This is a genomic window from Actinomyces culturomici (genome assembly GCF_900499005.1).
In the GTDB taxonomy this organism is placed as follows: domain Bacteria; phylum Actinomycetota; class Actinomycetes; order Actinomycetales; family Actinomycetaceae; genus Pauljensenia; species Pauljensenia culturomici.
This window is the reverse complement of sequence record NZ_LS991316.1, coordinates 1-21,690: the sequence shown is the minus strand read 5'-3', so window position 1 is coordinate 21,690 and position 21,690 is coordinate 1. Positions and strand designations below refer to the sequence as shown.

At 71.6% G+C, this 21,690-nt stretch carries 19 protein-coding genes; 12 read left to right on the top strand and 7 right to left on the bottom strand.

The features are described 5' to 3' along the window. Positions 1-58: 58 nt before the first annotated feature. Both DY157_RS00100 and dnaK read right to left on the bottom strand, forming a co-directional pair. Positions 59-730: a nucleotide exchange factor GrpE gene (locus DY157_RS00100; RefSeq protein WP_235827018.1), complete on the bottom strand. Its 672-nt coding sequence runs from the start codon at positions 728-730 to the stop codon at positions 59-61. After that, on the bottom strand, positions 727-2,580 hold the full coding sequence (gene dnaK / locus DY157_RS00095) for a molecular chaperone DnaK (RefSeq protein ID WP_115726624.1): 1,854 nt from the start codon (positions 2,578-2,580) through the stop codon (positions 727-729). Before dnaK ends, DY157_RS00100 begins: the two co-directional genes overlap by 4 nt. A 303-nt stretch (positions 2,581-2,883) precedes the next feature. Here dnaK and DY157_RS00090 point away from each other — a divergent pair, with 303 nt between their 5' ends. From DY157_RS00090 to DY157_RS00055, 8 genes are all read left to right on the top strand, one after another. Beyond that, a complete protein-coding gene (locus DY157_RS00090) occupies positions 2,884-4,053 on the top strand; it encodes a methyltransferase domain-containing protein (protein ID WP_115726623.1) in 1,170 nt (389 codons plus the stop codon). Between the two features lie 20 nt (positions 4,054-4,073). After that, positions 4,074-4,661 (top strand): HD domain-containing protein, encoded by a 588-nt coding sequence (locus DY157_RS00085; RefSeq protein ID WP_115726622.1) that lies wholly within the window; start codon positions 4,074-4,076, stop codon positions 4,659-4,661. 85 nt (positions 4,662-4,746) lie between these two features. After that, positions 4,747-5,220, top strand: coding sequence for a GtrA family protein (locus DY157_RS00080; protein WP_115726621.1), 474 nt, complete (start codon positions 4,747-4,749; stop codon positions 5,218-5,220). 52 nt (positions 5,221-5,272) lie between these two features. Continuing rightward, positions 5,273-5,818 (top strand): shikimate dehydrogenase family protein, encoded by a 546-nt coding sequence (locus DY157_RS00075; protein WP_115726620.1) that lies wholly within the window; start codon positions 5,273-5,275, stop codon positions 5,816-5,818. After that, positions 5,818-6,306 (top strand): heme-binding protein, encoded by a 489-nt coding sequence (locus DY157_RS00070; RefSeq protein WP_160159379.1) that lies wholly within the window; start codon positions 5,818-5,820, stop codon positions 6,304-6,306. Before DY157_RS00075 ends, DY157_RS00070 begins: the two co-directional genes overlap by 1 nt. Before the next feature lie 171 nt (positions 6,307-6,477). Continuing rightward, the gene (locus DY157_RS00065; RefSeq protein WP_115726618.1) at positions 6,478-7,620 is read left to right on the top strand and encodes a phosphodiester glycosidase family protein; all 1,143 of its coding nucleotides are present in this window, start codon (positions 6,478-6,480) and stop codon (positions 7,618-7,620) included. Then, entirely contained in the window at positions 7,617-8,858 is a 1,242-nt protein-coding gene (locus tag DY157_RS00060; protein ID WP_174232103.1) for a bifunctional glycosyltransferase family 2/GtrA family protein, read from the top strand. The genes DY157_RS00065 and DY157_RS00060 overlap by 4 nt, the downstream gene beginning before the upstream one ends. A 54-nt stretch (positions 8,859-8,912) precedes the next feature. Further along, complete coding sequence (locus DY157_RS00055) at positions 8,913-9,365, top strand: GNAT family N-acetyltransferase (protein WP_115726617.1); 453 nt, start codon at positions 8,913-8,915, stop codon at positions 9,363-9,365. Positions 9,366-9,452: 87 nt separating this feature from the next. On the opposite strand, the gene DY157_RS00050 is transcribed toward DY157_RS00055, so the two are convergent. Then, the gene (locus tag DY157_RS00050) at positions 9,453-10,301 is read right to left on the bottom strand and encodes an aldo/keto reductase (RefSeq protein WP_115727842.1); all 849 of its coding nucleotides are present in this window, start codon (positions 10,299-10,301) and stop codon (positions 9,453-9,455) included. A gap of 36 nt (positions 10,302-10,337) precedes the next feature. On the opposite strand from DY157_RS00050, the gene DY157_RS00045 reads away from it, so the two are divergent. Then, positions 10,338-11,636, top strand: coding sequence for a M18 family aminopeptidase (locus tag DY157_RS00045; RefSeq protein ID WP_115727841.1), 1,299 nt, complete (start codon positions 10,338-10,340; stop codon positions 11,634-11,636). Between the two features lie 138 nt (positions 11,637-11,774). On the opposite strand, the gene DY157_RS00040 is transcribed toward DY157_RS00045, so the two are convergent. The 3 genes from DY157_RS00040 to DY157_RS00030 all read right to left on the bottom strand — a co-directional run bounded on the left by DY157_RS00040 (position 11,775) and on the right by DY157_RS00030 (position 14,567). After that, on the bottom strand, positions 11,775-12,212 hold the full coding sequence (locus DY157_RS00040; protein WP_115727840.1) for an Ohr family peroxiredoxin: 438 nt from the start codon (positions 12,210-12,212) through the stop codon (positions 11,775-11,777). Between the two features lie 151 nt (positions 12,213-12,363). Continuing rightward, a complete protein-coding gene (locus tag DY157_RS00035; RefSeq protein WP_115726616.1) occupies positions 12,364-12,903 on the bottom strand; it encodes an NUDIX hydrolase in 540 nt (179 codons plus the stop codon). Between the two features lie 95 nt (positions 12,904-12,998). Continuing rightward, on the bottom strand, positions 12,999-14,567 hold the full coding sequence (locus tag DY157_RS00030; protein WP_115726615.1) for an aspartate:alanine exchanger family transporter: 1,569 nt from the start codon (positions 14,565-14,567) through the stop codon (positions 12,999-13,001). Between the two features lie 119 nt (positions 14,568-14,686). Here DY157_RS00030 and DY157_RS00025 point away from each other — a divergent pair, with 119 nt between their 5' ends. Continuing rightward, complete coding sequence (locus DY157_RS00025) at positions 14,687-15,628, top strand: hypothetical protein (RefSeq protein ID WP_115726614.1); 942 nt, start codon at positions 14,687-14,689, stop codon at positions 15,626-15,628. Positions 15,629-15,631: 3 nt separating this feature from the next. Here DY157_RS00025 and DY157_RS11545 read toward each other — a convergent pair whose 3' ends face one another. After that, complete coding sequence (locus DY157_RS11545; protein ID WP_160159378.1) at positions 15,632-16,369, bottom strand: TetR/AcrR family transcriptional regulator; 738 nt, start codon at positions 16,367-16,369, stop codon at positions 15,632-15,634. 112 nt (positions 16,370-16,481) lie between these two features. Here DY157_RS11545 and DY157_RS00010 point away from each other — a divergent pair, with 112 nt between their 5' ends. Further along, on the top strand, positions 16,482-19,271 hold the full coding sequence (locus tag DY157_RS00010; protein ID WP_115726612.1) for an MMPL family transporter: 2,790 nt from the start codon (positions 16,482-16,484) through the stop codon (positions 19,269-19,271). Next, the gene (locus tag DY157_RS00005; protein WP_115726611.1) at positions 19,268-21,685 is read left to right on the top strand and encodes a YhgE/Pip domain-containing protein; all 2,418 of its coding nucleotides are present in this window, start codon (positions 19,268-19,270) and stop codon (positions 21,683-21,685) included. Before DY157_RS00010 ends, DY157_RS00005 begins: the two co-directional genes overlap by 4 nt. Positions 21,686-21,690: the final 5 nt, after the last annotated feature.

Sequence of the window (21,690 nt, the reverse complement as noted above, 5' to 3'; positions counted from 1 at the left end):
CGGGCCGGGGCCGCATGCGCGGCCCCGGCCCCGGGTGCTGCTGAATTCGCCGGTCGATTCAGGCCGGATTGTCAACCATCACCTTCGCCGCGCGGAGGATCCTCTCGCCCCGGCGGTAGCCGGGCTGAAGGACCTTCGCGACGAGCGGGCGGTCGACCTCGGGATTCGCGTTCGCGAGGAGCGCCTCGTGGAGCGCCGGATCGAAGTCCTCGCCCTCGGCGCCGTAGCGCTCGAGCGAGAAGCGCGACTCGAGCGTCGACTCGAGCTTCGTCGCGATCGCCGCGAAGGGCCCGTCGGCGAGGTCGCCGTGGGCGCGGGCCGCGTCGATGTCGTCGAGGACGCCGATGAGCGCCTCGATGACCTCGCTCTGGCCGGAGTCCCGGTGCCCGGGCGCCGCGTCCTTCGCGCGGCGCACGTAGTTCGAGTACTCCTGGTTGAGGTTGTAGAGGTCCGCGTGGGCGCGGGCGACCTGGTCCTCGAGCTCGGCGATCCGCGACAGGGCGTTCGCGAGGTCGGAGTCGCCGACCTCGGCCTCGAAGGCCGTCATGTCGACGTCCCCGGTTCCTCCCTCGGCGCCCGCCTCGACGGAGTCCGCCGCCGCGGCGTCCGACGAGGCGGGACCGACGGGCTCAGACGGGGTCGGCTCGGCCGGGGCCCCGGGGGCCGACTCGACGGAGTCGGCCCCGAGGTTCTCGGCGCCGGGCTCGAGGCCCTGGTTGTCGTCGGTCACTTGTTCTCGTCCTCGTCCACGATCTCGGCGTCGATGACGTCGTCATCGGCCGGGGTCTGCGCGGAGGCGGGCTGCTCGCCGGCGGCCTGCTCGGCCTGCTGGGCGGCGTAGACCTCCTCACCGATCTTCATCGCGGAGTTGTTGAGCTTCTCGAGGGCGGTCTTCACGGCCTCGGTGTCCTCGCCCTTCAGGGCTTCCTTGACGGCGTCGACATCGGCCTGGACCGCGGTGCGGGTGCCCTCGGTGACCTTGTCGGCGTTGTCCTTGAGGAGCTTCTCGATCGAGTAGACGACCTGCTCGGCCTGGTTGCGGGTGTCGGCGTCCTCGCGGCGCTTCTTGTCCTCGGCCGCGTGCTCCTCGGCCTCCTTCACCATGCGGTCGATGTCCTCCTTGGGGAGGGCCGAGCCGCCGGTGATGGTGACGGACTGCTCCTTACCGGTACCGCGGTCCTTCGCCGACACGTGGACGATGCCGTTCGCGTCGATGTCGAAGGCGACCTCGATCTGCGGAACGCCGCGGGGGGCCGGGGCGATGCCGGAGAGCTCGAAGGTGCCGAGGAGCTTGTTGTCGCGGGCGAACTCGCGCTCGCCCTGGTAGACCTGGATGAGCACGGAGGGCTGGCCGTCCTCGGCGGTCGAGAAGACCTCGGAGGCCTTCGTCGGGATCGCCGTGTTGCGGTCGATGAGCTTCGTCATGATGCCGCCCTTGGTCTCGATGCCGAGGCTGAGGGGCGTGACGTCGATGAGGAGGACGTCCTTGCGGTCGCCCTGGATGACGCCGGCCTGGAGGGCCGCGCCGACGGCGACGACCTCATCGGGGTTGACGCCCTTGTTCGGCTCGCGGCCGCCCGTGAGCTCCTTGACGACGTCGGTGACCGCGGGCATGCGGGTCGAGCCGCCGACGAGGACGACATGGTCGATGTCGGACACGGAGATGCCGGCGTCGCGGATGACGTCGTGGAACGGCTTCTTCGTGCGGTCGAGCAGGTCGGAGGTCATCTCCTCGAACTTCGCGCGGGTGAGCGACTCGTCGAGGTGGATCGGGCCGTCGGCCGTCATCGAGAGGTACTGGAGGGAGATGTTCGTGCTCGTCGCGCTCGAGAGCTCCTTCTTCGCCTGCTCGGCGGCCTCCTTGAGGCGCTGAAGGGCGACCGGGTCCTTCGAGAGGTCGGCGCCGGTCTTGGCCTTCACCTGGGAGATCAGCCAGTCGACGATGCGCTGATCCCAGTCGTCGCCGCCGAGGCGGTTGTCCCCGGCGGTCGCGCGGACCTGGATCGTGGAGAAGCCGTCGTCGTCCTTGCCGATCTCGAGGAGGGAGACGTCGAAGGTGCCGCCGCCGAGGTCGAAGACGAGGATGAGCTCGTCCTCCTTGCCCTTCTCGAGGCCGTAGGCGAGGGCCGCGGCGGTGGGCTCGTTGACGATGCGCTGGACGTTGAGGCCGGCGATCTGGCCGGCGTCCTTCGTCGCCTGGCGCTGGGCGTCGTTGAAGTAGGCGGGGACGGTGATGACCGCGTCGGTGACGGGCTCGCCGAGGAAGGCCTCGGCGTCCGCCTTGAGCTTGGAGAGGATGCGAGCGGAGATCTCCTGCGCGGTGTACTTCTTGTCGTCGATGGTGACGGTCCAGTCGGTGCCCATGTGGCGCTTGACCGAGGAGATCGTGCGATCGACGTTCGTCACCGCCTGACGCTTGGCGATCTCGCCGACGAGGACCTCGCCGGTCTTGGAGAAGGCGACGACGGACGGGGTCGTCCGCATGCCCTCCGCGTTCGCGATGATGGTGGGCTCGCCGCCCTCGAGGACGGCGATGGCCGAGTTGGTGGTACCGAGGTCGATGCCGACTGCGCGTGCCATGATGGTTCCTTTCGTCCGGTCGGGAGGGGAGTGACCCTCGCGGGCCGCCCGATCGGTGGAGTGTTGCGTTCGATGTTCTGGTGGACTCGCGTCTCCTTGAGTCCGTCGGGCTCAACTCTAGGACCTGCCCTCGAAGCGCGCAAGACGAGCGACGGGGAATTGAGTCGATGTCGCTCAACTCATGGCGAACGCACAGCTTCGCCCGTTTCCATTCACGAGGGCGGGGCCGCGTCCTCGTCGAGGGGAAGCCGCCGGACTCCCGAGCCTTTCGCATTCGCCCGCCCCGCGTGGGACGATCGAGGCATGCGCTGCGAGCACTACGACTCGGGGGCCTGCCGCTCCTGCTCCCTCCTCCCCGTCCCCTACGACGACCAGGTCGCCGACAAGCAGGAGGCGGCGCGCGCCGCGCTCGCGGATCTCCCCTGGGCGCAGGACCTCGCATGGCTCGAGCCGGCGCGCTCGCGCGAGTCGGGCTTCCGCACGAGCGCGAAGCTCGTCGTCGGCGGCACGCGGCGCCGCCCCACCCTCGGGATCCTCGGCGCGGATCGCCGCGGCGTCGATCTGCCGGGCTGCCCGATCCAGCACCCCGCGATCAACGCGGCGACGCCGGGCCTCAAGCGCTTCATCCGCTCGCTCGACCTCGCGCCCTACGACGTGCCGACGAAGCACGGCGAGCTCAAGTACGTCCTCCTCACGGTCGGCGCGGACGACGCGCTCATGTGCCGCTTCGTCCTGCGCACGCGCGACCGGGTCACCGACATCCGACGCACCCTCCCCCTCCTCCACGAGCTCGTCCCGGGCCTCGCGGTCGTCACCGCGAACATCCACCCGACCCACGAGGCGATCGTCGAAGGCGACGAGGAGATCGTCCTCACGAAGCGGCGCCTCCTCCCCCTCGAGATCGGGGGCGTGCGCCTCGCCCTCGGCCCCCGCTCCTTCGCGCAGACGAACGCGGGGATCGCCGCCACCCTCTACCGGCAGGCCGCCGCCTGGGCGTCCGCGCCGCTGGGGGACGAGGGCGCGCCCGCGACCCTGTGGGACCTCTACTGCGGCGTCGGCGGCTTCGCCCTCCACACCGCGGCCGCCGGGATCGAGCGGGTCGTCGGCGTCGAGGTCTCCGATCAGGCGATCGCCTCGGCGATCGGCACCGCCCACCAGCTCCGCCTGCCCCGGCGCGCCGCGGAGTTCATCGCGGCCGACGCGACGCGGTGGGCGGCCGAGAGGGGTGCGGACGAGCGCCCCGACGTCCTCGTCGTCAACCCGCCGAGGCGCGGCATCGGCGAGGACCTCGCCGACTGGATCGAGGGCTCGGGCATCCCGCGCGTCGCCTACTCCTCGTGCAACCCGGCATCCCTCGCGACCGACCTCGCGCGCATGCCGTCCTACGCGGGGCGCGAGGCCCGGCTCTTCGACATGTTCCCCCACACCCCGCACGCCGAGGTCGCTCTCGTCCTCGAGCGGGCGAACGACTGACTCGAATCCAGGAGGGTCCGATGGACGATCGCCTCGCACGCCAGCTCGACTTCATCCTCACCGTCGACCAGGAGAAGAACGTCCTGCGCCAGACCCACCTGTCGGGTCACGGGCGACGGGAGAACGACGCGGAGCACGCCTGGCACATGGCGGTGATGGCGTACGTCCTGCGCGAGTACGCGAACGAGCCGATCGACGTCGGGCGGACGCTCCTCATGTGCCTCGTCCACGACATCGTCGAGATCGAGGCCGGCGACACCTACGCCTACGACACGGAGGGGCTCAAGACGCAGAAGGCCCGCGAGGAGGCGGCGAAGGAGAGCCTCTTCTCGCGGCTCCCGGACGACCTCGCCGCGGAGCTCGCCGGCGTCTTCGACGAGTTCGAGGCCCAGTCGACCCCGGAGGCGCGCTTCGTCCGGGCGATGGACAACCTTCAGCCGCTCCTCCTCAACGATTCGAACGACGGGGGCGATTGGAAGGAGCACGGCGTGACGGCCGAGCAGGTCTACGGGCGCCAGCGCCGCACGCGCCCGGGTTCGGAGGCGCTGTGGCGCCTCACCGACGCGATCCTCCAGGGGCACATCGCCAAGGGGAACCTCCCCGAATAGGCGGCCCGGCCGCTCCCCGCGCTCTCACAGGCGGCGCACAGGCGAGCCCGAAGGCCCCCATGGGCCCGACGCCCATGCTTCGAGCATGACCACCGCACGGCCCGCCCGACTCCTCGCCCGTTTCACCCGGCAGCTCCGCTACCTCGCGTCCTCCCTGTCGTCGACGGCGCTCGACTACGCGATGCTCCTCGCGCTCAACGCGCTCGTCGGCGGGATCCTCCTCCCGGTGGTCGTCGCGCGGATCTCCTCGTGCACGATGAACTACCTCATCAACCGCCGGGTCTTCGAGGCGCGCGGGAGGGTCCTCCTCACGGGCCTCACGTACGCGGCCTGGGAGGCGACGATCATGCTCCTCGCCTACCTGTCGATCACGGGTCTCGTCGCCGCCGGGCTCCCCCTGTGGATCGCGTCGATCGGGGCGAACTCCTCCCTCTTCGCCCTCAACTACCTCGGGCAGCGGACCCTCGTCTTCGGGTCGCGCGAGCTCCTCGCCGCCGACGTCGCGCGCCTCGCCTCCGTCCTTCGCGTCTCCCCCACGAGGGCGCTCGCGCGGGCCTAGGCTGGAGGGGTCGAGCGCCGTCGCGGCGCTCCGGGGCGAAGGAGCCGCGCGCATGCCGAAGAACTACCGCGCCGAACTCACCGGGGTCTTCGGCGACCCCGTCGACGGCAACCCCACGGGCGCGATGGAGGAGGCCGGCTACGCCGCGCTCGGCCTCGATTTCCGCTACATCACGGCGCGCGTGACGCCCGAGGACTTCGAGGACGCGATGCGCGCCCTCCGGGCCCTGCACTTCCGCGGCGTCAACCTCACGATGCCCCACAAGATCACGGTCCTCCCCCACCTCGACGAACTCTCCGAGGCCGCCGCGATCATCGGCGCGGTCAATACGGTCGTCGTCCGCGAGGACGGGACCCTCTTCGGGGAGAACACCGACGGCAAGGGCTTCGTCGAGGCCCTGCGCGCCGCCGGCGAGACCCTCGAGGGCCGACGCGACACCCTCTTCCTCGCGGCGTGCGCCGAGCGCGGCGCGAGGACCCTCGACGGCCTCGACATGCTCGCCCACCAGGGCGCGCGCAACTTCACCCTGTGGACCGGCGTCGACGCGCCCCTCGACGTGCTCGAGGCCGCCCTCGCCCGCGAATTCGAGGAGCAATGATGGACCACTCCGATATCGAGATCCTCAAGCGCCAGGAGGACGCCCTCCGCTTCGAGCGCTTCACCCGCCGGGACGCCCTCGCCCTCGGCTCCCTCATGGTCGAAAGGGGCGCGGGCCTCGGCCTCGTCGTCGCCTGCTCGATCCGCCTCGCGAGCGGCGCCGTCGTCTACCAGTACCTCCCCGATGGCACGAACCTCCTCAACGACCTGTGGATGGCGCGCAAGCTCCGGACGGTCCTCACCTGGGAGTCGAGCTCGCTGCGCGCCGCCCTCGAGACGGAGGAGAAGGGCGAGGTCCTCCTCGACCACGGCCTCGACGTCCGCGACTACGCGCTGTGCGGCGGCGGGTTCCCGATCCGCCTCACGGGGAGCCACGACGTCCTCGGCGCGGTCATCGCCTCGAACCTCGATCACATCGCCGACCACGAGTTCGTCGTCGGGGCCCTGCGCGAGTTCCTCGACGTCGAGGTCCCCTCCTTCGCGGGGTAGTTCGCCGGGGTCGGGCGGCCCCGCTCTCCTCCGCCCCGCTCCCGATCGACGAGGGCGGGGCCGGCGTCCGATTCACGCGCGCCTCGAACCTGTGAGCCCCGGTCGGCCTCCACAGCCCGACCACAGGCCCGCCACACGGCCGCCATGAGGGGCCCGGGTTGAGTGTGTCCCATGAACGCACGCACCCCCTTCGACGGCCCGGACGCCACCGCCGAGCCCCTCGACTCCGCATCCGCCGACGCCGAGCGCGTCGACTCCACCGCCTACGTCGCGCCGACCTACGTCGAGCCCGCCGCCCAGCACGGGCGGACGAGGAAGTCGCACAAGGTGCGCAACTCCGTCATCGCGGGGTCGCTCGCCCTCGCCCTCGGCGGATCCGCCGCCTGGGCGCTCGATCGCTTCGTCATCCAGCACGTCGAGATCTCCGACGTCTCCGCCTACGAAGCCGAGCAGACCGGGACCTCGAGCGAATCCGACTCGACGGCCGCGTCGTCCTCGTCCTCGTCGACCACCGCGAGCTCGACGTCCACGAGTTCGACGGCGACGGCGACGACGACCTCACTCACCGACACGAGCTACACGTCCTCGGACGGCACCTCGATCACGATCTCCCAGGGCACCTACGGCTCGGGGTCGGAGGCGGCCACCTACTACGTCGCCGACGTCCAGCTCTCCGACGCGACGACCCTCCAGTCCGCCTTCGCGAACAACGCCTTCGGCGAGAACATCACCGACCTCGTCTCGAACATCGCGACCGAGAACAACGCGGTCTTCGCGATCAACGGCGACTACTACGGGTTCCGCGACTCCGGCATCGTCATCCGCAACGGCGTCATCTACCGCGACGACGGCGCCCGCGAGGGCCTCGCCATCTACAAGGACGGCACGATGAAGGTCTACGACGAGACGACGACCGACGCCCAGACGCTCGTCGACGAGGGCGTCTGGCAGACCCTCTCCTTCGGACCCGCGCTCGTCGAGGACTCGCAGATCGTCGACGGCATCGACTCCGTCGAGGTCGACACGAACTTCGGCAACCACTCCATCCAGGGCGACCAGCCCCGCACGGCGATCGGCATCATCGACGACAACCACTTCGTCTTCGTCGTCGTCGACGGCCGATCCGACTCCTCCGCGGGCGTCTCGATGAGCGAGCTCGCCCAGATCATGGTCGATCTCGGCGCGACCACCGCCTACAACCTCGACGGCGGCGGCTCCTCCGAGATGTGGTTCAACGGCCAGGTCGTCAACAACCCGTCGAACGGCGGCGAGCGCGCCACCAGCGACATCCTCTACATCGGGAGCGCGTCATGATCGTCCTCATCCCCGCCTACCAGCCCGACACCCGACTCGCCGGACTCGTCCTCGACCTCCACCGCGCCGACCCCTCGATCGAGACGATCGTCGTCGACGACGGCTCGGGCCCGAACTACCGCGTCTACTTCGACGCCGCCCGCGCGGCCGGCGCGGACGTCGTCTCCTACGAGACGAACCGCGGCAAGGGGCACGCCCTCAAGACGGGCCTGCGCCGCGCCCTCGCCGCCCACCCCGGGAAGGTCGTCGTCACCGCCGACGCCGATGGCCAGCACGCGGTCTCGGACGTCCTCGCCGTCGGGCGGCGCTGCGAGGACACCGGCGACATCGTCCTCGGCGTCCGCGAGTTCGTCGGCGAGGTCCCGCTGCGCTCACGCTTCGGCAACTCCCTCACCGCCGTCCTCTTCCGCGCCGCGACGGGCGTCAAGGTCACGGACACCCAGACGGGGCTGCGCGCCTTCCCCGCCGCCGACCTCGCGTGGCTCGCCGAGGTCGAGGGCGACCGCTACGAGTACGAGCTCTCGGTCCTCCTCCAGGCGGCCGAGTCCGGCCTCCCCCTCGTCCAGGTCCCGATCGCGACGATCTACGAGGACGGGAACGCGACCTCGCACTTCCGCCCGCTTCAGGACTCCGCGCGCATCTACGCGCCCCTCCTCAAGTTCTCGGCGGCCTCGCTCGCCGGGTTCGTCGTCGACTACGTCTCGGTCCTCTCGCTCCACGCCCTGCTCGGCGGGCTCCTCGTCCCCGTCGTCGGCGCGCGCGTCATCTCCGCCTCGGTGAACTACGCGCTCAACCGCCGCGTCTTCAAGGCGCGCCGCGGCACCGTCGCCCGCACCGCCGCCCGCTACGCGGCGCTCGCGGTCGCGCTCGTCGCCGCCTCCTACGCGGGGCTGTGGGCGCTGACCGGCCTATCGGTCCCGCTGTGGCTCGCCAAGCCCGTCGTAGACGTCGCGCTCTACCTCGCCTCCTATCGGATCCAGAAGAAGTACGTCTTCACGGAGTGCGAGGGCGGGGCCGCGCGCGAGGAGGCGGAGTCGACTCCCCTCGACGCGCTCGCGGCGCGCGCCGTGTCCTCCGCTCACCCCCTCGCCACCGCGACCACCGACCGCGCGGAGGCGGCCGCGAGGACCGCCGACGCCTCCGTGCGGAACGCGTCCGCCTCCGACCTGCGCCGACCGAGCGGGCTCGCGCAGCTGCGCCGGCTCCTCGACTCCCATAGGCCCGCGAGCGCCCGCTGAACGGCAGTGGGCCGTAGAATCGGGCGGACCGAGAAGCTGAAGAAGGAGCCCCTCATGAGCATCGAGCTCGTCACCGAATCCACCCCCGAGCTCGTCGACGCGATGGAGCGCCTCATCCCCCAGCTCTCCCGCTCCGCCACGCCCCTCGACGCCGAGGCCTGCGCCCGCTTCGTCGCCCAGCCGGGCGTCCACCTCTTCGTCTTCCGCCCCGACGAGGCCGACGTCTCCGGCGAGCGCCCGATCCTCGGGATGCTCTCCCTCGCGACCTTCGAGATCCCGACCGGCGTGCGCGCCTGGGTCGAGGACGTCGTCGTCGACGGCGCCGCCCGCGGTCAGGGCGCTGGCCAGGCCCTCGTCGAGGCGGCCCTCGACCACGCGAAGAGCGTCGGCGCCCGCACGGTCGACCTCACGAGCCGTCCCTCGCGCGAGGCGGCCAACCGCCTCTACCGCCGCGCCGGATTCGTCCAGCGCGAGACGAACGTCTACCGCGTCGCACTCGACGACTGAGTCGGACCGGCGCTCGGCGGTCCGGCCCGCGACGGGCTCATCGCCCCCGCTCGTCCGACGCCGGCCCCGACCTCGTGAGAATCGGGATCAGAACTCCTCGTAGACGGCCGGATCCTGGCCCGCCTGGCGGCCGTCGGGGCGGGCGAGCGACGAGACGCGCGACATCTGCTCCTCGGTGAGCGAGAAGTCGAAGACGTCGAGGTTCTCCGCCTGCCGCTTCGGCGTCGCCGACTTCGGGAGCGGGATCGTCCCGAGCTGAACGTGCCAGCGCAGGACGACCTGCGCGACCGTCCGGCCGGTCTCGGCGGCAAGCTCGGCGAGGATCGGCTCGTCGACGACGCGGAGCTTGCGCGCGAGAGGGCTCCACGACTCCGTGCGCACCCCGAGGGCCTCGTGGGCGGCGAGCTGCTCGGCCTGCGGGAAGTAGGGGTGGAGCTCGATCTGGTTGACGCTCGGAAGCTCCCCGACCTCGTCGCGGAGACGCTCGAGGTGGGCGGGCAGGAAGTTCGATACCCCGACCGAACGGATGAGGCCCTTCGCCTTGAGGTCGACGAGCGCCTGGAACGCCTCGACGTAGAGGCCCTGACGCGGGTTCGGCCAATGGATGAGATAGAGGTCCCAGTAGTCGAGGCCCGCCCGGTAGAGGGACTCCTCGACCGTGTACACGGCCTCCTCGTAGCGGTGGTGGCGGCCCGGGAGCTTCGATGTCAGCCGCAGCTCCTCGCGCGGAACGCCGCAGGTGCGGACCGCCTCGCCGAGGACACCCTCGTTCTCGTAGTTGAACGCGGAATCGAGGAGACGGTATCCGGACCGGATCGCGCTGCGCATCGCCTCGACGCCCTCCGAGCCGCGCACGCCGTAGGTGCCGAGGGCGATCGCGGGGACCGCGAGACCGTCGTTGAGGACGTATTCGGGAACGGGGGTCGGCGTCGACATGCCCTCCAGCATAGGCGCCCGCCTACCATGGGACTCATGGGCTATTACGAGTACGACGAGACCACGCTCCACGCGATCGACTACCAGCACTTCCTCCTCGACTCCCCCTCCCCGTACCACGCCGCCGACCTCGTCGCGCAGCGCCTGGTCGACGCGGGATTCACCCGGCAGGACGAGCGCGAGCCCTGGGACGCCTCCCCCGGCGGGCACGTCCTCGTCCGCGCGGGCGCCGTCGCCGCGTGGGTCGTGCCCGAAACGGTCGCCGAGGACGCGGGCTTCCGCATCGTCGGGGCCCACACCGACTCCCCCGTCTTCCGGATCAAGCCCTCCCTCACGACGACGACGCCCGACGGCTGGGGCCTCATCGACGTCGAGGTCTACGGCGGAATGATCTGGAACTCCTGGCTCGACCGGGAGCTCGCCATCGCCGGGCGCCTCCTCATGCGCGACGGCCGCCAGGTCCTCGTCCGCACGGGCGCCCTCGCCAGGATCCCGCAGCTCGCCATCCACCTCGACCGCTCGGTCAACCCGGACGGGCTCACCCTCGACCCGCAGAAGCACCTCCACCCGGTGTGGACCGTCGACTCCGAGGCCGACCTCCTCTCCGAGGTCGCCAAGTACGCGGGCGTCGAGGCGGCCGACATCGCCGCGCACGACCTCATCCTCATCCCCCAGCAGGGCCCGGGGACCTTCGGGGACCGCGGCCAGTTCTTCGCCGCCGGCCAGCAGGACAACCTCTCCTCCGTCCACTCCGGACTCACCGCCCTCGAGCGCCTCGCGAAGGAGGGGACGCCCGCCGACGGCGACGTCCGCGTCTTCATGTGCTTCAACCACGAGGAGATCGGCTCCGAGACCCGTTCCGGCGCCGCCGGCCCGATCCTCGAGACCGTCCTCGAGCGCACCGCCGCGGCCCTCGGCCGCGACTTCGACGGACGCGCACGGATGCTCGCCGCGTCCTCGTGCGTGAGCGCCGACGCCGCCCACTCCGTCCACCCGAACTACGCGGACCGCCACGACCCCGCGACGCGCCCGGTCATGGGCCGCGGGCCGGTCCTCAAGATCAACGCGAACCAGCGCTACGCGACCGACGGCGAGGGCATCGCCCTGTGGGCGCGGGCGTGCGAGGCCGCAGGGGTGAGGAGCCAGGACTTCGTCTCGAACAACGCGATGCCCTGCGGGTCGACGATCGGCCCGATCACGGCGACGCGCCTCGGGATCCTCACCGTCGACGTCGGCGTCGGACTCCTCTCGATGCACTCGGCCCGGGAGATGAGCCACATCGACGACCTCGTCGGAATGTCGAAGGTCCTCGAGGCCTACTGGGCCGGGGCCTGATCCCCCGATCCGGCGCCCCGCCGCGGCCTCGTCGATCGGGGAGGAGACGGCGAACCGCGCCCGGCCGCGCGAGGGCGCGGAGACGAACGAGCGGCCCCGACATCGCCGTCGGGGCCGCTCGCGTTCGGGGTCGCCGAGTCAGTCCTCGAAGGACTCGACCGCGGTGACGACGACGGGAACGTTGCCGCGCGTCGCCTTCGAGTAGGGGCAGAGCTCGTGCGTCCGGTCGAGGAGGCGCTGGGCGTCCTCGAGCGCAACGCCCGGGATCACCGCCCGAATGTCGACCGAGATGGCGAAGGACTCGCCCTCCGGGCCGATGCCGACGGTCGTGCGGACGACGGAGTCGGCGGTCGAGATTCCGAGCTCCTTGCCGGCGAGGCCCATCGCGCCCTGGAAGCAGGCGCCGTAGCCCATGGCGAAGAGCTGTTCGGGGTTGGCGCCGCCGCCCGGGCCTCCGAGCTCGGGGGGCATGCGCATGTCGAGTTCGAGCGCGGGATCGTCGGTGACGGCGCGGCCGCCGCGGCCGCCCGTCGTGTGCGCGGTGACGGTATAGGCGATGCTGTTTGGCGTGTTCATGACGTCCATCACACCACAGGGACTTCAGTCCCACAAGCGGAAGCCAGGAGGCGGCCGCAGGTGGCCGGGGAGATCCCCTCGGCGGCCGAAGGTGATGCTTTCGGCGCGCGAAGGTGATGCTCTCGGCGAAGAGAGAACGGGGCGGGGCGGGCTACTCGGAGAAGTCGGCGATGACGGATCCGGAGAGGGCCTTGACGATCGTGCGGGTGAAGCGCTCGTTCATCTCGGGAAGCCGGTCGGCGCGGACGAAGGTCGCCTCGATGTTCTCGCCGTCCGCGGGGTTCGGGTCGCCCGAGAGCCACTCGAGGACGAAGGAGGTGTCGAGGTACGAGGCGACGTCCCCATTGTCGCAAGTGACGGGGCCGACGACCTCGACTCCGATGAGGCGATCGACGCGCGCCTCGACGTCGGCCTCCTCGAGGGTCTCGCGCCGGGCGGCGCGCGCCGGATCCTCGCGCGGGTCGACGATGCCGGTGATCGGCGTCCACGCGCCGTTGTCGGTGCGGCGCACGCAGAGGACCTCGACGCTGCGGACGTCGTCGATCTTGCGCGACCAGCCGCGCGGCGCGTCGGCGGGCTCCCCGGATTCGGGGTCGATCGGGCGCAGGACGACGGCGGTCGTGCCGGGGAGCCAGAGCTCGGCGTGGCCGATCCTCTCGCGGAGGTCGAGGACGAACTGAGGAGTGGTCATGCGCCCACACTACGGCCCACCGCACCCGCCAAGAGCATCGGAGGTCCCGGTCCGCCCCGGACGTGACGCGTCGAACGCGCGACCGCCCGCGCCGGTCAGATCGACCAGATGAAGGGGACGAGGAGGATCTTCACGACGATGGAGAAGGCGAAGAGGGTCGCGTAGGCGGCCTCGATGCGCTCGTCGACGACGCGGGCGTCGGCGGCCTGGAGGACGGCCGGCTGCCCGAGGAACCCGGCGACGCCGCCCGCGCTGCGAGCGGCGGAGAGCCCGGCGAACCGTCCGGCGAGCGCCTGCGCGCCGCAGCACAGAAGAGTGAGGAGCGCGGCGAGGAGCGCGGACTTCGGGCCGTTCGAACTGGTGAGCAGCGAGGTGAGGGCGGGGCCCGCGTTGAGCCCGAGTCCGGCGAGGAAGAGGAGGAGCCCGATCTGGCGGATCGTGAGGTTCGCGGAGGCGGGAAGGGACCAGACGAGCGGCCCCGTCCGGCGCAGCGCCCCGAGGAGCATCCCGACGATGAGCGGACCGGCCGCGGATCCGAGGGAGAAGGTCGCGCCGCCGGGCATGGGGAAGGGGACGGCGCCGAGGAGCATCCCGAGGACCATGCCGATGCCGAAGGCCATGGCATCGACCTCGGAGACGCGCTTCTCGGAGTCGCCGAGCCAGTCCTGAATGGCGTCGAGCTCATCGGTCGGGACGACGACGGCGACGTGGTCGCCGAGCTGGAGGTCGAGGTCGTCGCGGGCGAGGAGATCGAGGTCGCCGCGGCGCACGCGCGTGATGACGGCTCCGAATCGGGTGGTGACGTTGAGCGAGGAGATCGACCGGCCGGCGAGGTCGGGGTTCGAGACGACGATCCGCTCGAAGGCGACGTCCGATCGGTCGTCCTCGAGATGGTGGTCGACGGGCTCGCCGACCTGGAGGGCGGCCTCCTCGATGTTCGCGGGGTCTCCGACGACGAGGACGAGGTCGCCGGCGAGAAGGTCCTCGCCGGGGACGACGACCCGGGTGACGCCGTCGCGACGCAGGTAGGACATGCGCACGCGCTGGTCGCGCCAGGCCTCGATCCGGCGGGTGTTGACGGTCTCGGCGACCCGGACGGTGACGGTCTCGAGGCTCTTCCCCGCGAGCGAGGGGGTGTCCTTCGCGCCGAGCCACTTCCGGGTGACGGTCATCGTGACGACGATGATGCCGACGACGACGCCGATCGGGTAGCCGAAGGCGTAGCCGACGGCCGCCTGCGGATCCCCGGTGACCCGGGTGGCGGCGTCGAGGGCGGGGGCGGCGGTGAGGGCGCCGGTGAACAGTCCGAGGGTGAGGCCCTTGGGGAGGTGGAGGAGGTTCCCTCCGACGAGCGCGGCGACGGCGCCGATGACGCAGACGAGGGCGCAGGACGCGAGGAGCGCGGTCTGCTTGCGCAGGTCCTGGAAGAAGGTCGCGCCCGCGGAGACGCCGACCGTGTAGACGAAGAAGGCGAGGCCGATCTGCTGGACGATCTCCATCCCCTGCCCGATGTCGGGGTTCCACGCGGAGACGGCGAGCCCGACGAAGAGGGCGCCCGCGGCGCCGAAGCGGAGCGGCCCGAAGCGGATCGCCCCGAGCGCCGCGCCGACCCCGACGACGAGGAAGAGCGCGAGCAGGTGGTTCGTCGTGAGGAGGGAGGCCATGCCACCAGCCTAGTTCGGGCCCCCGACGCCCCTCCATCGCCTCCGCGTGCGACGTGCCACGGGCTCCACTCGGGGCTACCGTGGGAGGAGCGGCTCGGACCGCGGAACGGGAGGCGGGGATGACTCTTCGAGGGGCGATCGGGCGCTCGCAGGCGAGTGACGCCGAGGTCGAGCGGTTCGAAGCGCGTCTCGACGCGCTCCTCGCCGACCCCGGGCGCTTCCTCGTCCCGGTCGGCGACGCCTACCCCTCGGGCTGCATGGACGGGCGCCCCTTCCGAGTCCCCGTCCTCGACGTTCCCGGACGCGCCTTCGTCGTCCCGCCGCACCGCGTCCGGATCGCCGGCGCGACGCTGGCGACCTGGGCGGCCGACCTCCTCGGCGCCGGCGTCTTCCGCCCGGCGCCGTTCACCGCGTGGTCCGAGGGCGAGGGCGCCGGCGCGGGCTCGTGCGTGCGCGAATGGGCTCCGGCCTGGCTCTCCCTTCTGTGCTCGGCGATGCGCGAGCGCGGGCTCGAGGTCTCCTGCCACACCTCCGAGCACGTCGAGGGGCACGACGCGGGATGCGGCGCGATGGACTCCCTGCCGACCGTGTTCGGCCTGCTCGCCGAGGAGCGGGACGTCATCGGCGATGTCCTCGAATCCTGGGGGATCGATCCGCGCGCGCTCCCGGCGGGGGCCGTCGAGCGCGCGGCGCGCTTCTCGCTCTCCCTGCCCACCGGCTCGGAGATCTCGGCGCTCGTCTCCGGTTACGCCGCCGCCCCGATCCCCGTCGCGATGGGCGCCCACGCCGAGGTCGCGGCGCTCGCGAACCGCGTCCCCGGCACGACCGTCGACTCCGACGCGCTGACGGAGGCGCTCGGCGGCCAGGCCTTCGTCGTCGACGTCTGGGCGTTCGGCGCGGTCGCGGATCTCCTCCTCGACGAGGCCGGGGCGAGGGGCGTCGATACGGCGGCGACCCGGGAGGGACTCGTCGCCCTCGTCGCCGCCTTCACCGTGGCGGGACTCCTCGCGCTATCGGGACCGAGGATGATCGTCCGGACGATCGAGGCGCCCGCGCGCTGAGTCTCAGCGGGTCTTCGCCTCGGCGACGCGGCGCCGCACGAATTCCCCGAGGTGCCCGAGTGCCGGGCACCTGGGATCGGCGCACCGACCGGCGGCCTCCGCTTCCGGCGCCCTCGCCCCGGCCTCGTCGATCGGCTCGGAGAAGGCGACGATCACCGCGTCGACGACGTCGCACAGAAGGGCCGCGTCGGCGTCGATCGTCCGCGAGGGCGAGAAGGAGTCGAGGTAGAAGGTCGTGAGGATCGACGCGATCGTCCCCGTCGGGAAGAGCGGGCGGCGACCCATGCGCGCGAGGATCTCGGCGATGATGCCCGAGACGGCCTCCTCGAGGCGCGCCTTCTCGGCGACGGGGAATCGGGAGTCCTCGCCGACGAGTTCGGGGTGGCGGAGAAGGTAGAGGTTGTACTCGCTCGTGAGGACGTACATCGTTCGGCCGTCGGCGGCGAAGGTGTCGAGGACGGCCATGACGGCGTCGACGTCGGGGGTGCCGGAGAGGTGGGCGAAGGCATCCTCGACGGTCGCGAGGATCCGGGTCGACCGCTCGACGAGGACGTCGCGGATGAGTTCGGCCATCGAGGAGTAGTTCGAGTAGAAGGCGCCGCGGGTGAACCCGGCGGCCTTGACGACGTCGTCGATGCGCGCGCCCTCGAACCCCTTGGCGACGAGGACGTCGGCGCCGGCCTCGAGGAGCCGCGCACGGGTGTTCTCCCGTTTGCGCAGGTCGCGCGCTTCCTCCGCCATCAATGACTCTCCTTCCCGGGCTGTCCGGAGCATCACTCTAGCCCGATAGTCAATACGATAGTGAATCGAATACAGTTTCATATTGAAACGATCCCCATCGAAAGGACTCGCCGTGTCCTCCCTCCTCCACCGCGTCGGGCGCTGGTGCGCCGACCACGCGGGCCGCGTCCTCGCGGCGTGGGCCGCCGTCATCGCGCTCCTCGCGGTCTCGGTGTCCTTCCTCGGCATGAACCTCTCCGGCTCCTTCACAATCGCCGAAGCCGAGTCGATGACCGGCCTCGAGATCCTCGGCGAGCGCCTCCCCCAGGCCGCCGGAACCTCCGAGCAGGTCCTCTTCACCGCGTCCGACGGCGACATCGCCGCCCACAAGACCGCCGTCGAGGACTTCGTCGAGAAGTCGGGGAAGATCGACGGCATCGCGATGGTCTCCGACCCCTTCGCCGAGACGACGAACACCGTCTCGAAGGACGGCGCCCACGTCCTCGTCCAGGTGCAGGGCGACACGTCCGTCGGCTCCATGGCGAGCGGCGAGACCTCCGCCGCGAAGTCCGTCGCCACGCACATCGACGAACTGCGCGATCAGGCCGAGGCCACCGACCCCGCCCTCACCGTCCAAGTCGGCGGGAACATCGGCAAGTCCGTCAACATCGGCCTCTCGGCCACCGAACTCATCGGCGTCCTCATCGCCGCGATCGTCCTCTTCGCGACCTTCGGCTCGCTCGTCACCGCCGGCGCCCCGATCCTCTCCGCCTTCATCGGCGTCGGAACCGGCATGCTCGCCCTCCTCGTCGCCGCCTCCGCCGTCCAGATCAACTCCGTCACCCCCGTCCTCGCCGTCATGATCGGCCTCGCCGTCGGCATCGACTATGCCCTCTTCATCATCTCGAGAGCCCGCGAATACCTCGCCAAGGGCATCGAGCCGAAGGAGGCCGCCGCCCGGGCGAACGCGACCGCCGGCTCCGCCGTCGTCTTCGCCGGCGGCACCGTCATCGTCGCCCTCTGCGGACTCGGCGTCGCGGGCATCCCCTTCCTCACCGTCATGGGCGTCTCCTCCGCGGCCGTCGTCGGCATCGCGGTCCTCGTCGCCCTCACCGCCGTCCCGGCACTCCTCGGCCTCATCGGCGCGAAGGCGACCCCCAAGCGCCGCGCCCGAGCCTCGGCGGCCGCGGCCGCCGCCCCGGCCTCGTCGACCTCCCCGAAGGCCCCGACTCCGGCGCCTAAGAGGCGCTCCTTCGCCGCCCGCTGGATCGACCTCATCACCCGGATCCCCGCGCTCACCGTCCTCGTCGTCATCGCGATCCTCGGGCTCGCGACCCTGCCCGCGACCTCCATGCGTCTCGGCCTCACCGACAACGGGTACGAGGCGAAGAGCACCGAGATGCGCCAGACCTACGATGCGATCGAGAAGGCCTACGGCCCCGGCTACAACTCCCCGATCATCGTCATCGCCGACATCTCCCAGTCGAACGACCCCGTCGGCGTCGTCGACAAGCTCTCCGACGACCTCGCCAAGCTCGACGGCATCGAGAAGGTCGCCCTCGCCACCCCGAACCAGGATGCGACGATCGCGTTCGTCGAGATCATCCCCTCGGCCGGGCAGACCGACCCCGCGACCACCGCCCTCGTCAAGGAGATCCGCGCCGACGCGCCGACCCTCGAGAAGGACCTCGGCATCCGCGACGTCATGGTGACCGGCCAGACCGCCGTCGCCATCGACATCGCCAGCCAGCTCGACGCCGCCCTCGTCCCCTTCGGAGTGGTCGTCGTCGGACTGTCGATCCTCCTCCTCATGATCGTCTTCCGGTCCATCGCGGTGCCGCTCACCGCGACGATCGGCTACCTCCTCTCCCTCGGAGCCGGATTCGGCGCCGTCGGCCTCGTCTTCGGGCAGGGCGTCTTCGCCGACGCTCTCAACGTCACGAAGGTCGGCGTCGTCATCTCCTTCCTCCCCGTCATCGTCATGGGCGTCCTCTTCGGCCTCGCGATGGACTACGAGGTCTTCCTCGTCTCCCGCATGCGCGAGGAGTGGATCCACTCCCACGACGCCAAGCGGGCCGTGCGGCGCGGATTCATCGGCTCCTCCACCGTCGTCACCGCCGCAGCGATCATCATGACCGGCGTCTTCGCCGCGTTCATCCCCCACGGCAACGTCTACATCAAGCCGATCGCGACCGCCCTCACCGTCGGCATCGCCGCGGATGCCTTCCTCGTCCGCATGACGCTGATCCCCGCCCTCATGGCGCTCCTCGGGAAGTCCGCCTGGTGGATCCCCGGGTGGCTCGACCGCCTCCTCCCCGTCGTCGACGTCGAGGGTGAAGGGCTCGCCCGCTCGCTCGAGCACCAGGACTGGGTCGCCGCCAACGGCGAGTCCGCCGTCCGCCTCGAGGGCGTCCGCGTCCGCGAGGGCAAGGACGTCGCCTTCACCGGCCTCGACCTCGTCCTGCGCGCCGGCGAGATCGGCGTCGTCCGGTCCGATGACCCCGTCGCCCGCGCCGCCCTCGCCGCCGTCATCGGCGCGCGCCTGCGCCCGACCCGCGGCCGCGTCGTCATCGGCGACCGCGTCCTCCCCGACGGCACGTCCTTCGTCCAGCGCCAGACCCTGCGCCTCCACGAGTACTCGGACCCGGTCCCCGCGCACACGCGCGTCGTCGTCATCGACGACCCGGGCGCGCGCCGATGGAAGCGCGTCCGCGAACTCGCCGCCTCCGGCGTCGCCGTCGTCGTCACCGGCCCGACCACGCTGCAGGTCCCCGCCGACCTCGAGGTCGCGGCCAGCGCGCTCCTCTCCCCCGAGGACGTCGCCGCCTCGCCCGACTCCCGCAACTCCGCGGCCCCCGCCGCCTCCGTCATCTCCGAGGGCGGCCCCGCCCTCGTCGCCCCCTCGAAGGAGACCGACCGATGAAACGTCACTCCATCCTTCTCACCCTCATCCTCCTGCTCCCGGCGATCCTCGGGCTCACCGCCCTCCTCGGAGTCTCCGGCGCCCAGGCGAACTCCGACCGCGTCGCGGCCGCCATCGTCAACGAGGACGAGATCGCGATGATGTCGGACGGCACCCAGCTGCCCGGCGGCCGCCAGATCATCGCCTCACTCACGAAGGACGACGCCTCCGGGAAGGAGTCCCTCGACTGGTCGGTCGTCACGGCCGACACCGCGAAGAAGGGCCTCGCCGACGGCACCTACGAGGCCGTCGTCACGATCCCGAAGGACTTCTCGTCGACCCTCGTCGACGTCCTCACGAAGAACTCCGGCACGGTCCCCTCGCTCGACGTCGAGGTCGCCGACGGATCCTCCGCCGCGTCCGGCGCCGTCTCCGCCGCCCTCGTCGACGCGGCCGCCAAGGACTTCGGGACGACCCTCACGGTCTCCTACCTCACGAAGTCGCTCGAGGCGACCGGCACGATCGCCTCGTCGATCGCGAAGGCCGCCGACGGCGCGACGAAGATCGCCGACGGGCAGTCCTCCGCAGCGGCCGGAGCCTCCCAGCTCGCCGACGGCACCTCCTCGCTCGCCTCCGGGGCCGGAACGCTGGCCTCCGGCGCGTCGACGCTGTCCTCGGGCGCCTCGCAGATCGCCGACGGCGTCTCCCAGCTCTCCTCGGGCTCCTCCTCCCTCGCCTCCGGCGCCTCGTCGCTGTCGGACGGCGTCTCCAAGGTCTCCACCGGCGCGGGCTCGCTCGCCTCCGGCGCCTCCGCCCTGTCAGACGGCGTGTCCGGCGTCGCGTCCGGCGCCTCCTCCCTCGCGTCGGGCGCCTCCGCCCTGTCCGATGGCGCGTCCGGCGTCGCGTCGGGCGCCACCGACCTCGCGTCGGGCGCTTCGTCGCTGTCCGACGGCGTCACCAAGGTCTCGAACGGCGCCACCGCCCTCTCGGCCGGCGCGACCTCCCTGGATGCGGGCGTCGACCAGTACGTCGCCGGCGTCGAACAGGTCTACGCGAGCATCACGCAGGCGCAGAACGGCGCCCCGCTCAGCCTCCAGGCCGCGGCCTCCGCCGTCGCATCCGGCCTCACGACGATGCAGCAGCAGCTCGCCGAGGCCGACACCTCCTCGCTCGCCTCCCTCCCGACGCAGCTCGGCACCGCCTCGGCCGCCGCTGGCTCGATCGCGACGAACGCGCAGACCCTCGAGCAGCTCATCGCCGCCTGCCAGGCGGGCAGCGCCCAGGCCTGCGCGGGAGCGACCCAGTACGCGCAGGGCATCGCCTCCGGCGCCTCCACTCTCTCCCAGCAGCTCGCCGCCGGCCAGCAGGCCGCCCAGACCGGCGCCGCGACCCTCTCGAGCTCCCTCACCGCCCTCTCGGGCGGCCTCGCCCAGGCGCAGACCGGCGCTGCGGGCGTCTCCTCCGGCATCGATCAGCTCGTCGCCGGAATGGAGCAGGGGCTCGTCGGCGACAAGGCAGCCGAGCTCACGGCCGGCTCCCAGCAGGTCGCCGATGGCGCGGCCGATCTCGCGTCCGGCGCCTCCCGGGCCTCGACGGGCGCGGCGACGCTCTCCTCGGGCGCAACGGACCTCGCGTCCGGCGCCTCCCAGGCCGCCACGGGCGCGGCGACGCTCTCCTCGGGCGCAACGGACCTCGCGTCCGGCGCCTCCCAGGCCGCCTCCGGCGCATCGACCCTCGCCTCGGGCGCAACGGACCTCGCGTCCGGCGCCTCGCAGGCGGCCTCCGGCGCCTCCTCCCTCTCGAGCGGCGCTGCGACGCTCTCCTCGGGCGCGGCGACCCTCGACGGCAAGATGCCGGAGTTCACCTCCGGCGCCTCCCAGCTCGCCTCCGGGTCGAAGACCCTCGCCGACGGAACGACCTCCCTCGACTCGGGCGCCCAGTCCCTCGTCTCCGGCCTCGACGAGCTGACCTCCGGGTCGAAGACCCTCGCCGACGGCCTGGCGAGCGCGGGCGACCAGATCCCGACCTACACGTCCGACGAGGCCTCCGCCTCCGCCAAGGCGATCGCCACCCCGATCGCCGTCGACCAGACGAACTCCGCGAAGCCGACGACGACCACCTGGGCGCCCACCGCCGCGGTCCTCGCCCTGTGGCTCGCCGCGATGGTCGGCGCACTCGCCTTCGGCGCGCTCAACCGCAAGCGCGTCGATTCGGCCGCCACCCCGGCGGCGCTCGCCTGGTCGTCGCTGTGGCCGAACCTCGTCGTCTCCGGCATCGCGGCGCTGCTCCTCGGCGGCGCGTTCCTCGCCGCGGGCGTCTCGAGGACAGGGTCGCCCGTATCGCCACTGTCACGGATCAGACGCGCATCGTCAAAGGTCGAGACGAGTCTGCCCTTCGCTTGCTCAGAGGCTTTGAGGGAGAGCACTTTGGCGTAGGCCGT